The organism is Streptomyces sp. NPDC041970 (assembly GCF_055588985.1).
In genome coordinates this window covers 1-11,445 of the sequence record NZ_JBVJCD010000095.1, presented here as the reverse complement: position 1 = coordinate 11,445, position 11,445 = coordinate 1, and the positions used below count along the sequence as shown (strand labels likewise).

The following is an 11,445-nucleotide window of genomic DNA, read 5'->3' as shown; positions in this document are numbered from 1 at the left end:
AAAGGGATCCCCGGGGGCTTGGGGAGAAGCGGAAAACCTTTGGTTGCCTTCCCGTGGGGGGTTAGGGCCGCACCCGGAAGTCCCCTTTTTTCACTGGCGGAAAAGGAGCGGGGCCCCGGCCCGGGCCCCCCGGCCCCCCGCCTGGCGACTCGGAAGGTCAGGCTTCCTTGTTGATCAGCCCGTTGATCTGCGCGTCGGCCTTCTTGCTGGCGTCGGCGACGGAGGCGCCCTTGAGGATCTCCAGGAGCAGGTTCTCCAGGATCTCCTCCTTCTCGATGGAGGCCCAGCCCGGAGCGATCGGCGTGAACCAGGCGTCCGGCACCGCGTTGGCGATGGCGGCGGTCTCCGGCTTGGCCTTCAGCGGCTCGAGCTGCTTCTCGTTGTTGGGGAGGATGTTCTTCGACGCGAGGACCTCCATGGACTTCGCGTTGGTGAAGAGGGAGATCCATTCCTCGCCGAGGTCCTGGACCTTGGACTTGGAGATCGTCGCGAGGTCCGAGCCGCCGATGAAGGACGGCAGGGTCTTGCCGTCGGGGCCGGGCATACCGGCCGTGGCGATCTTGCCTTCCAGCTTCGGGTTGCCGTTCTCGCCCGTGGTGACGCTGCCGGCCTCCCAGGCCTGGCCGTAGATGACCGCGGCCTTCTCGTTGGCCATGACGTTGGCGTGGTCCTGCTCGTCCTTCGTCTGGTCGGCCTTGTTGTACTTCTTGACCAGGTCGACGAAGTGCTGGATGCCCTTCTGCGACTCGGGCGAGGACAGGGCGCCCTTCCACTCCTTGGCGCCCTCGTCGTAGGTGGCGATCTTGCCACCGTAGGCGGCGACGTAGGACATCGCGGCGTACCAGTAACGGCCCGGGTAGTAGAGCGCGGAGGCGCGCTTGTCCTTCTTCGCCAGTTCGGCGGCGACCTTGTCCATCGCGGCGAGGAACTCGGTCTCGGTCTGCGGAAGGGCGTCGCTGCCGGTGCCGGCCTTCAGCATGTCCTTGTTGTAGACGGCCAGGCGGGCGCTCGCGTAATACGGAACGCAGTAAGTCTTGCCCTCGAAAGAGCACGTGTCCTTCAGACCCTTGATCCAGGTGTCCGAGTTCTCGTACTTCTTGGGGTCGATTTCTCCGAGAGCACCATTGAGGATGTACTGCATGGTCTCGGTGTTGCCGAGTTCGACGACGTCCGGGAATTTGTCGCCACCGAGGGAGGTGTCCAGCTTCTTGACCTTGTCGGCCCACTGCTGGTACTGCACCTTGACCGTGACGCCCGGGTACTTCTTGTTGAACTCGGCGTTGACGTCCTTGACCAGTTCGGGCCAGGTGGACTGGGCCTCGCCCATGAGCCAGACCGTCAAGGTCTCCTTACGGTCCTTGGGGTTCTTCGACGATGCCTTGTCGTCGGAACCACACGCCGCGACCGAAACCAACATGCCCGCGACACCGATAGCCGCGATGAGCTTGCGCTTCACGTCAAACCCTCCTCAGGGATGCTGCAACCCCACCCACCGCGAAGACATTCGACGAGTTCTGCTGGGGCTGGACCTGGTCTTTAATGGTTTAGACCAGTACCGGGAGCTTGGCCTAGACCTTTAGGGGTGTCAAGGGTGTATAAGAAGTGCACTCGCGTCCGTTATAGGACCGACACCTAAGGGAGGGCGACGACCCGTGACCGGACCGTGCCACCATGTGAGCCGCGACAGACGGAGGAGCCGGTGACGGCAGCAACGCAGCAGTCGGGAAGGCGGGCCATGGGCGCCGACGGGGACAGTACGGGGAGCGAGACCGGCAACGGTACGCGCACGGCGCGCGTTCCGAAGTACTACCGGCTCAAGCGACACCTCCTCGACATGACGGGCACCCTGCCGCCCGGCACCCCCGTACCGCCCGAACGCACCCTGGCCGCCGAGTTCGACACCTCGCGCACCACCGTGCGCCAAGCCCTCCAGGAGCTGGTCGTCGAGGGCAGGCTGGAGCGCATCCAGGGCAAGGGCACCTTCGTCGCCAAGCCGAAGGTGTCCCAGGCGCTCCAGTTGACGTCGTACACCGAGGACATGCGCGCCCAGGGGCTGGAGCCGACGTCCCAACTGCTCGACATCGGCTACGTGACGGCGGACGACACCCTCGCCGGCCTGCTGGACATCTCGACGGGCGGGCGGGTGCTGCGCATCGAGCGGCTGCGGCTCGCCAGCGGGGAGCCGATGGCGATCGAGACCACGCACCTTTCGGCCAAACGCTTCCCGGCGCTGCGCCGTTCGCTGGTGAAGTACACCTCTCTCTACACCGCGCTCGCCGAGGTGTACGACGTCCGGCTCGCGGAGGCCGAGGAGACGATCGAGACCTCCCTCGCCACCCCGCGCGAGGCCGGGCTGCTGGGCACGGACGTGGGCCTGCCGATGCTGATGCTCTCCCGCCACTCGGTCGACGGCCGGGGCGAGCCGGTGGAGTGGGTGCGCTCGGTCTACCGGGGCGACCGCTACAAGTTCGTGGCCCGGCTCAAGCGGCCGGCGGACTGACGGGGCCGGACGCGACGGCGCGGCACGTGCGGGGCGGTGGCCCCAGGGGGCAGCCGTCCCCTGGGGCCACCGCTCATTTCCGGTCACGCGGGGGCGTCCGCGGTGACGCCGTACCGGTACGGCGAGCGCCCTGCCGTCCGCCGCGGCGGACGCGGTCGCGCCGGGCGGTGAACCGCGTCGGCGGCGCGCCCGTGCCCTCGCGCGAGACAGCACCGTTGCCGGACCGCAATGCGGACGGGGGTGACGCTGAGCGGACGTGTCCCCTAGATTTCCTGCCCATTGCACCGGTGATCAGCGAGGGGACGGAGTCACCACATGCCCGACGTCACAGAGGCGAAACCCCCGGTTCCACCCGCACCAGGACGGCGGGCGCCGTCCGCCAGGACCATCGCCGTCTGGAGCCTGGTGGCCCTGGTCGGCGCGGTCGGCTGGGCGACCCTGGCGCTCTCGCGGGGCGAGGAGGTCTCGGCCGCCTGGATGCTGGCCGCGGCCCTCGGCTCGTACGCCATCGCGTACCGCTTCTACTCCCGGTTCGTCGCCGACCGGGTGCTGAGGGCGGACAAGAACCGCGCGACCCCCGCCGAACTGCTGGACAACGGCGTCGACTTCCACCCCACCGACCGCCGCGTCCTGTTCGGCCACCACTTCGCCGCCATCGCCGGGGCGGGCCCGCTGGTCGGGCCCGTGCTCGCCGCGCAGATGGGCTACCTGCCCGGCACGATCTGGCTCGTCGTCGGCGTCATCTTCGCCGGCGCCGTCCAGGACATGGTGACGCTCTTCTTCTCCACCCGCCGCAACGGCCGTTCGCTCGGCCAGATGGCGCGCGACGAGATCGGCCCGGTCGGCGGGATCGCCGCCCTGGTCGCGGTCTTCGTCATCATGATCATCCTGCTCGCGGTGCTGGCGCTGGTCATCGTGAACGCGCTCGCCCACTCGCCCTGGGGCGTCTTCTCCATCGGCATGACGATCCCGATCGCCCTCTTCATGGGCGTCTACCTGCGGGTGCTGCGCCCCGGCAAGGTCAGCGAGGTCTCCGTCATCGGCGTCGCGCTGCTCCTGCTGGCCATCGTCGCCGGCGGCTGGGTCGCGGAGTCCTCCTGGGCGGACTTCTTCACCCTGGAACCGGGCACGCTGGTCGTCTGGATGATCGTGTACGGCTTCCTCGCCTCCGTGCTGCCCGTGTGGCTGCTGCTGGCCCCGCGCGACTACCTCTCCACCTTCATGAAGGTGGGGACGATCGGGCTGCTGGCCCTGGGCGTGGTCGTGGCGATGCCGGCGCTGAAGATGCCCGCGGTCACCGACTTCGCCTCCAGCGGCTCGGGGCCGGTCTTCGCCGGCTCGATGTTCCCGTTCGTCTTCATCACCATCGCCTGCGGCGCGCTCTCCGGCTTCCACTCCCTGGTCTCCTCGGGCACCACGCCGAAGATGGTCCAGAAGGAGACGCAGATCCGGATGATCGGCTACGGCGCCATGCTGACCGAGTCGTTCGTGGCGATCATGGCCATGATCGCCGCCTGCATCATCGACCCCGGCCTGTACTTCGCCATCAACGCGCCCGCCGGCGTGATCGGCGACACCGTCCAGTCCGCCTCGGAGGCCGTGGCCAACTTCGGCTTCAGCATCACCCCGGACGCCCTGGCCCAGGCCGCCGAGGACGTCGAGGAGCAGAGCCTGCTCTCGCGGACCGGCGGCGCGCCGACGTTCGCGCTCGGCATGGCGGAGATCTTCTCCGCGGTGATCGGCGGCGCCGGCATGAAGGCGTTCTGGTACCACTTCGCCATCATGTTCGAGGCGCTGTTCATCCTCACCACCGTGGACGCCGGCACCCGTGTCGGCCGCTTCATGCTCCAGGACATGCTGGGCAACGTGCACTCGTCGTTCCGCAACGTCAGTTGGAAGCCGGGCGTCTGGTTCGCCAGCGCCGTCGTGGTCGGCGGCTGGGGCTACTTCCTCTGGGTCGGCGTGCACGACCCGCTGGGCGGCATCAACCAGCTCTTCCCGCTCTTCGGCATCGCCAACCAGTTGCTGGCCGCCGTCGCGCTGGCCGTCTGCACCACCCTGCTGGTCAAGTCCGGCCGGCTGAAGTGGGCGTGGGTCACCGGCGTTCCGCTCGCCTGGGACGTGGCGGTCACCCTCACCGCGAGCTGGCAGAAGATCTTCTCCGACGACGTGAAGATCGGCTTCTTCGCCCAGCGCGACAAGTACCAGGCGGGCATCGACGCCGGAGAGGTGCTGCCGCCGGCCAAGACCATGGACGACATGCGGACCGTCGTCACCAACTCCACCGTCGACGGCGTGCTCTGCGCGCTCTTCGCGCTCCTCATCATCGTGGTCCTCGTGGACGCGGGCCGGGTCTGCTTCAAGGCCGTCCGGGCGCCGGAGACCGTCCGGCTCCACGAGACGCCGTACGTCCGGTCCCGGTTCGTGGCCCCCGCGTCGCTGATCGCGACCAAGGAGGAGAAGGCGGAACTGGCGGCGGCGGGCGTCGGCCCCGAGGGGGGCCGGCGCAAGGAGGCCGCCGGCGCGGAGAGCCGGTCGTGACCGGGAGGCGCCATGACCGCGCGTGACGTCCGCCGGATCGCCGGCCGCATCCGCTGGTACGTCCGCGAGCTGACCGGCGAGTCGGCGTACGACCGGTACGTGGCACACCGCCGGGCGCACGACCCGGACGCCCCCGTCATGACCCGCCGCGCCTTCGAACGGAGCCGCACGGACGCCCGCGAGGCGGACCCCCGCGAGGGCTTCCGCTGCTGCTGAGCCGCACCGGCCGGAACCGGGGCCGCCGCACCCCTCCCAGGGGCGCGGCGGCCCCTTTCCGCGTCCCCGTACGGCTCCACGCGCCCCGCCGAGCCGGCGGAAACCGGGGCGCCCGCCCCCCAGCCGCGGCACACGCCGACACAACATGTGGGGGCCGTCCTGGGGGGCGGCCCCCACATGTATGCTCAACCTCGCTGTCGCCGCAGGGGAATCCGGTGCGAATCCGGAACTGTCCCGCAACGGTGTGATCGGTGCGCCCACACGCGCCCGAAGTCCGAAGACCTGCCGACAGCGCGTCCGGCTCGACCCGAACCGGACGCCAGACGTCCGGGCCTCGCGGAAGGCCGGTGGACGCCGTCAGCAGTGCCTCCCCGCCCTCGCGGGCCGTGCGCCGCCCGGCTCCCCCTGCCCGCCGCCGGCCCCAGCCGAGCGAGGGAGAGCCCCATGGCCATCGCGTCCGCCGATCCGGTCTCAGCCGCCGAATCCGCCGCACCCGCAGCGTCCGCCGAGTCCGCGGCCTCCGCCCCCACCGAGGCGGTCCCGGACGGCGGTCCCGGCGCCGCCCTCCTGCGGACCCTGACCGACCTCACCGCCGACCTGCCCGACACCGACCCCGGACGGGTCGCCGCCGCCGCGCTGCGCGGGCGCAACGCCCGCTCCGACGAGGCCGAGCTGCGCTCGCTGGCCACCGAGGCAGCCGCGGGGCTGATCGCCGAGGACCCGGCGTACTCCCGGCTCGCCGCCCGGCTGCTGACCCGCGCGATCGCGGACGAGGCCGCGGGCCAGGGCGCGACGTCCTTCTCCGCCTCGGTGGCGGTGGGCCACCGCGAGGGCCTGATCGCCGACCGCACCGCCGCCTTCGTCGCGCTCCACGCGGCCGCGCTCGACGGCCTCGTCGAGAAGGCGGCGGCCGAGGGCGCCGACGACCGCTTCGGCTACTTCGGCCTCCGCACCCTGCACAGCCGCTACCTGCTGCGCCACCCGCACACCCGCCAGGTCGTCGAGACCCCGCAGCACTTCATGCTCCGCGTGGCCGCCGGCCTCGCCGAGGACGACTCGGTGCGGGCGCTGGACGAGGTCGCGGCGCTCTACGGGCTGATGAGCCGGCTGGACTACCTGCCCTCCTCCCCCACCCTCTTCAACTCCGGCACCCGGCACCCGCAGATGTCCTCCTGCTATCTGCTGGACTCGCCGAAGGACGAGCTGGACTCGATCTACGACCGCTACCACCAGGTGGCGCGGCTCTCCAAGCACGCGGGCGGCATCGGCCTGTCGTACTCGCGCATCCGCGCGCGGGGCTCGCTGATCCGGGGCACCAACGGGCACTCCAACGGCATCGTGCCGTTCCTGAAGACGCTGGACGCCTCCGTCGCGGCGGTGAACCAGGGCGGCCGCCGCAAGGGCGCGGCGGCGGTCTACCTGGAGACCTGGCACGCGGACATCGAGGAGTTCCTGGAGCTGCGCGACAACACCGGCGAGGACCAGCGGCGCACCCACAACCTGAACCTGGCGCACTGGATCCCGGACGAGTTCATGCGCCGGGTCGACGCGGACACCGACTGGTCGCTGTTCTCCCCCGCCGACGTGCCGGAGCTGGTCGACCTGTGGGGCGACGCGTTCGACGCCGCCTACCGCGCGGCCGAGGCGAAGGGGCTGGCCCGCAAGTCGATGCCGGCCCGTGAGCTGTACGGCCGGATGATGCGGACCCTCGCGCAGACCGGCCAGGGCTGGATGACGTTCAAGGACGCCTCCAACCGGACCGCGAACCAGACCGCCGAGCCGGGCCGGGTCGTGCACTCCTCGAACCTGTGCACGGAGATCCTGGAGGTCACCGACGACGGCGAGACGGCCGTCTGCAACCTGGGCTCGGTCAACCTGGGCGCGTTCGTCGCGGACGGGGCGATCGACTGGGAGCGGCTGGACGCCACCGTGCGCACCGCCGTGACCTTCCTGGACCGGGTGGTGGACGTCAACTTCTACCCGACCGAGCAGGCCGGGCGCTCCAACGCCCGCTGGCGGCCGGTGGGCCTGGGCGCGATGGGCCTCCAGGACGTCTTCTTCCGGCTGCGCCTGCCCTTCGACTCCCCCGAGGCCCGCGCGCTCTCCACGAAGATCTCCGAGCGGATCATGCTGGCCGCCTACGAGGCCTCCTGCGACCTCGCCGAGCGGTCCGGCCCGCTGCCCGCCTGGTCCGAGACCCGCGCCGCCCGCGGGGTGCTGCACCCCGACCACTACGCCGTCGAGCCGCACTGGCCCGAGCGCTGGGAGGCGCTGCGCGCCCGGATCGCCACGACCGGTATGCGCAACTCGCTGCTGCTGGCCATCGCGCCGACCGCCACGATCGCCTCGATCGCCGGGGTGTACGAGTGCGTCGAGCCGCAGGTCTCCAACCTGTTCAAGCGCGAGACGCTCAGCGGGGAGTTCCTCCAGGTGAACGCCTACCTGGTGGCGGAGTTGAAGCGGCTCGGCGTGTGGGACGCCCGCACCCGCGAGGCGCTGCGCGAGGCGAGCGGCTCGGTGCAGGGCTTCGCCTGGATCCCCGAGGACGTGCGGAAGCTGTACCGCACCGCGTGGGAGATCCCGCAGCGCGGCCTGATCGACATGGCGGCGGCCCGTACGCCCTTCCTCGACCAGAGCCAGTCGCTCAACCTGTTCCTGGAGACGCCGACGATCGGCAAGCTCTCCTCGATGTACGCGTACGCCTGGAAGCAGGGGCTGAAGACGACGTACTACCTGCGCTCGCGCCCGGCGACCCGGATCGCGCGCGCCGCGTCCGGCGCCGTCCCGGCCGCCGCGCCCATCCCCGTACAGCAGGCGGCGTCCGACGCGGACGCCCTGGCCTGCTCCCTTGAGAACCCCGAGTCCTGCGAGGCCTGCCAGTGACGCACCACGACGAGAAGAACCTGCTCGACCCGGGGTTCGAACTGACCCTGCGCCCCATGCGCTACCCGGACTTCTACGAGCGGTACCGGGACGCGATCAAGAACACCTGGACGGTGGAGGAGGTCGACCTGCACTCCGACGTCGCCGACCTCGCCAAGCTGTCGCCGGGCGAGCAGCACATGATCGGGCGGCTGGTGGCGTTCTTCGCGACCGGCGACTCGATCGTCTCGAACAACCTGGTGCTGACGCTGTACAAGCACATCAACTCCCCCGAGGCGCGGCTGTACCTGTCGCGGCAGCTCTTCGAGGAGGCCGTGCACGTCCAGTTCTACCTGACGCTGCTGGACACCTACCTGCCCGATCCGGACGACCGGGCGGCGGCGTTCGACGCGGTGGAGGAGATCCCCTCGATCCGCGAGAAGGCGCGGTTCTGCTTCCGGTGGATGGACTCGGTGGAGAAGATCGACCGGCTGGAGACGAAGGCCGACCGCCGCCGCTTCCTGCTGAACCTGATCTGCTTCGCCGCGTGCATCGAGGGGCTGTTCTTCTACGGTGCGTTCGCCTACGTGTACTGGTTCCGCTCGCGCGGCCTGCTGCACGGTCTCGCCACGGGCACCAACTGGGTCTTCCGTGACGAGACGATGCACATGAACTTCGCGTTCGAGGTCGTGGACACCGTCCGCAAGGAGGAGCCGGACCTCTTCGACGACGCGCTCCAGCAGCAGGTCACCGACATGCTGAGGGAGGCGGTCGAGGCGGAGCTGCAGTTCGGCCGCGATCTGTGCGGCGAGGGCCTGCCGGGGATGAACACCGAGTCGATGCGCCAGTACCTGGAGTGCGTCGCCGACCAGCGGCTCGTGCGCCTCGGCTTCCCGGCGGTCTACGGCTCGCAGAACCCGTTCTCCTTCATGGAGTTGCAGGGCGTGCAGGAGTTGACGAACTTCTTCGAGCGCCGCCCGTCCGCCTACCAGGTGGCGGTGGAGGGGTCGGTCGCGTTCGACGACGACTTCTAGGGGTGTCCGGCGGGTCAGGGCCGGACACCCCTAGGCCCTGGCCCGGCGGCCGCGGGGCAGGCGCCGCGCGGCCGCGGCGGGCCGCGCGGCGCGCCCCGGCTCGGGGGGCCGCGACCGCGGGCGGGCGGCCTCCCGCAACTGGCGGTCGATACGGCGTTCCCGCGCGATCCCGACGGCGGAGGGCGCGAGGACGAGGGCGAAGAGGGCGGCGACGACGAGGTAGTCCAGGAGTGTGTCCATGACTCCACCCTGGCCCGGTCGGGAGGATCACGGCAGTGGCAGCACTGCCATGGATCGTCGAATTACTGCCACACTGGGTCCATGCTGAACAATGTCGCCGTCCTGCTCATGGACGAGGTCCACCCCTTCGAACTCGGCGTGCTCTGCGAGGTGTTCGGCCTCGACCGCAGCGACGAGGGACTGCCCGTGCACGATTTCGCGGTGGTCTCCGCCGAGGGCCCGGTCCTGCGCACCCATGCGGGCTTCACCATCGGCACGCCGCACGGCCTGGACCGGCTGGAGGAGGCCGACCTCGTCGCCGTGCCGGCGGGCAGCCACTTCATGGACCGGGAGTACCCGCGGGAGGTCCTCGACGCGCTGCGCCGGACCGTGGAGCGCGGGGCGCGGGTGCTGAGCGTCTGCTCGGGGGCGTACGCCCTCGGCGCGGCCGGCCTGCTGGACGGCCGCCGCTGCACCACCCACTGGCGGTACGCGGCGGACCTGGCGCGCCGCTACCCGCGGGCGGTCGTCGAGCCGGACGTGCTGTACGTGGACGAGGGCCCGGTGATCACGTCGGCGGGCACCGCTGCGGGGATCGACGCCTGCCTGCACCTGATCCGCCAGGAGTACGGGCAGGAGGCGGCGAACACCGTCGCCCGGCGGATGGTGGTGCCGCCGCACCGGGACGGCGGCCAGGCGCAGTACGTCAACCGGCCGCTGCCCCGCAGCGCGTGCGACACGGTCGGCTCCACGCTGGTGTGGATGGAGCACCACCTCGACCAGGAGATGAGCGTGGAGCAGTTGGCCGCGCAGGCGCACATGTCGCCGCGGACCTTCGCCCGGCGGTTCCAGCAGGAGACCGGGACCACGCCCTACCGCTGGCTGCTGCGGCAGCGGGTGCTGCTGGCCCAGCATCTGCTGGAGTCCACGGACCGGACGATCGAGACGATCGCGGGGCAGACGGGCTTCGGCACGGCGGCGACCCTGCGCCACCAGTTCGTCCGGGCGCTCGGCACCACGCCGAACGCCTACCGCCGCACGTTCCGGGGCCCGGCGGTCGGCGCCGCCTGAGCGGACGCCGGCCACCGGGCCCCGGGAGGACGGCGGCTCAGATGCCGCAACTGGGCGCCGACCAGAAGCGGGTGGGGCCCTGGTTGACGTGCACGTGGTCGTTGTGGCCGGAGTAGCCGGGGCCGAGGATGCCCTTGAAGCCGTGGTGGCGGGCCTGCTTGGCCAGTGTGCACAGGGAGTGCGGTCCGGCGCCGAGGTCGGCGGCGTCCCCGTACATGTGGCGGCTGTCGGACGCCCCGCCGACCGCCGCGTTGCAGGTGGCCGAGCGGAATCCGCTGGTCACCCGGATCGCCTGGTCGCCCAGTGCGTGCCGCAGCGCCTCCAGCTTCCACATGGTGCTCAGCGCGTTGGCCTTGGCGGTGCCCGCGGCGACCTTGCCGCCGGCCCAGGTGCTGTTGCACGTGTTGAGTTCGGCGTACGTGAAGTGGATCGGGGTGCAGTCGTCGTCCTGGAGCGCGTAGAGCTTCGACTGGGTGGCGGGGCCGGCGACCCCGTCGGCGGTCAGGCCGTAGGCCGCCTGGAACCGCTTGACGGCGGCCGTGGTGGCCGGGCCGTAGGAGCCGTCGACGGCGAGCACGGAGTCGTAGCCCGGATAACCGGCCACCCGGAGCTGCAACTGGACGACGTCGTTGCCGGTGGCGCCGGGTCCCAGGGTGCGGGTCCAGGTGTAGCAGCCGTCCGCCTGCGCGGGTCCGGCGGTCAGCACCGCCCCGCCCAATGCGAAGGTAATGGTCATGACAAGTCCCAGCAGCACGCGTGCGGTACGTCTCAGCACAGGGGTCTCCCTCTGAACGTCACGGGCGATGTGCAAGCGAGCCTGGCCCAGGAGTCGACGCGCGTCAACTCCCCCTGCGGGAAACGGCAGTTGGCCACCAGGGGCGGACCGGATGACGACAGGGGCCCGGGGGGGGGGGGGGGGGGGGGGGGGGGGGGGGGGGGGGGGGGGGGGGGGGGGGGGGGGGGGGGGGGGGGGGGGGGGGGGGCAATCTTCTTTGTCTGTTC

Annotated in this window: 9 protein-coding genes and 1 riboswitch; of the genes, 6 read left to right on the top strand and 3 right to left on the bottom strand. The window is 70.9% G+C overall.

Annotated elements, in window-relative coordinates; all coding sequences use genetic code 11:
* Positions 1 to 157: 157 nt before the first annotated feature.
* Complete coding sequence (locus ACZ6EJ_RS27075; protein WP_469270764.1) at positions 158 to 1,456, bottom strand: sugar ABC transporter substrate-binding protein; 1,299 nt, start codon at positions 1,454 to 1,456, stop codon at positions 158 to 160.
* 279 nt (positions 1,457 to 1,735) lie between these two features.
* Between ACZ6EJ_RS27075 and ACZ6EJ_RS27070 the strand changes: the two genes are divergently transcribed.
* From ACZ6EJ_RS27070 to ACZ6EJ_RS27050, 5 genes are all read left to right on the top strand, one after another.
* A complete protein-coding gene (locus ACZ6EJ_RS27070) occupies positions 1,736 to 2,500 on the top strand; it encodes a GntR family transcriptional regulator (RefSeq protein WP_469270768.1) in 765 nt (254 codons plus the stop codon).
* Between the two features lie 315 nt (positions 2,501 to 2,815).
* Positions 2,816 to 5,041, top strand: coding sequence for a carbon starvation CstA family protein (locus ACZ6EJ_RS27065; protein ID WP_469270762.1), 2,226 nt, complete (start codon positions 2,816 to 2,818; stop codon positions 5,039 to 5,041).
* A gap of 12 nt (positions 5,042 to 5,053) precedes the next feature.
* Positions 5,054 to 5,257: a YbdD/YjiX family protein gene (locus ACZ6EJ_RS27060; RefSeq protein WP_469270760.1), complete on the top strand. Its 204-nt coding sequence runs from the start codon at positions 5,054 to 5,056 to the stop codon at positions 5,255 to 5,257.
* Between the two features lie 181 nt (positions 5,258 to 5,438).
* Positions 5,439 to 5,561: riboswitch (cobalamin riboswitch) on the top strand.
* Positions 5,562 to 5,701: 140 nt separating this feature from the next.
* On the top strand, positions 5,702 to 8,140 hold the full coding sequence (locus ACZ6EJ_RS27055) for a ribonucleoside-diphosphate reductase subunit alpha (protein ID WP_469270759.1): 2,439 nt from the start codon (positions 5,702 to 5,704) through the stop codon (positions 8,138 to 8,140).
* A gap of 56 nt (positions 8,141 to 8,196) precedes the next feature.
* Complete coding sequence (locus ACZ6EJ_RS27050) at positions 8,197 to 9,153, top strand: ribonucleotide-diphosphate reductase subunit beta (protein WP_469270766.1); 957 nt, start codon at positions 8,197 to 8,199, stop codon at positions 9,151 to 9,153.
* 30 nt (positions 9,154 to 9,183) lie between these two features.
* Here the strand turns inward: ACZ6EJ_RS27050 and ACZ6EJ_RS27045 are convergent, their stop codons facing one another.
* A complete protein-coding gene (locus ACZ6EJ_RS27045) occupies positions 9,184 to 9,393 on the bottom strand; it encodes a hypothetical protein (RefSeq protein WP_469270758.1) in 210 nt (69 codons plus the stop codon).
* An 81-nt stretch (positions 9,394 to 9,474) separates the two neighbouring features.
* Here ACZ6EJ_RS27045 and ACZ6EJ_RS27040 point away from each other — a divergent pair, with 81 nt between their 5' ends.
* On the top strand, positions 9,475 to 10,443 hold the full coding sequence (locus ACZ6EJ_RS27040) for a GlxA family transcriptional regulator (RefSeq protein WP_469270757.1): 969 nt from the start codon (positions 9,475 to 9,477) through the stop codon (positions 10,441 to 10,443).
* Between the two features lie 37 nt (positions 10,444 to 10,480).
* On the opposite strand, the gene ACZ6EJ_RS27035 is transcribed toward ACZ6EJ_RS27040, so the two are convergent.
* A complete protein-coding gene (locus tag ACZ6EJ_RS27035) occupies positions 10,481 to 11,218 on the bottom strand; it encodes a D-Ala-D-Ala carboxypeptidase family metallohydrolase (RefSeq protein WP_469270755.1) in 738 nt (245 codons plus the stop codon).
* Positions 11,219 to 11,445: the final 227 nt, after the last annotated feature.

Bases quoted from the DNA above. Each gene is read 5' to 3' on its own strand.
- ACZ6EJ_RS27040 (WP_469270757.1), top strand. From the start codon at position 9,475: ATGCTGAACAATGTCGCCGTCCTGCTCATGGACGAGGTCCACCCCTTC.
- ACZ6EJ_RS27045 (WP_469270758.1), bottom strand. From the start codon at position 9,393: ATGGACACACTCCTGGACTACCTCGTCGTCGCCGCCCTCTTCGCCCTC.
- ACZ6EJ_RS27060 (WP_469270760.1), top strand. From the start codon at position 5,054: ATGACCGCGCGTGACGTCCGCCGGATCGCCGGCCGCATCCGCTGGTAC.
- ACZ6EJ_RS27065 (WP_469270762.1), top strand. From the start codon at position 2,816: ATGCCCGACGTCACAGAGGCGAAACCCCCGGTTCCACCCGCACCAGGA.
- ACZ6EJ_RS27050 (WP_469270766.1), top strand. From the start codon at position 8,197: ATGCGCTACCCGGACTTCTACGAGCGGTACCGGGACGCGATCAAGAAC.
- ACZ6EJ_RS27070 (WP_469270768.1), top strand. From the start codon at position 1,736: ATGGGCGCCGACGGGGACAGTACGGGGAGCGAGACCGGCAACGGTACG.
- ACZ6EJ_RS27055 (WP_469270759.1), top strand. From the start codon at position 5,702: ATGGCCATCGCGTCCGCCGATCCGGTCTCAGCCGCCGAATCCGCCGCA.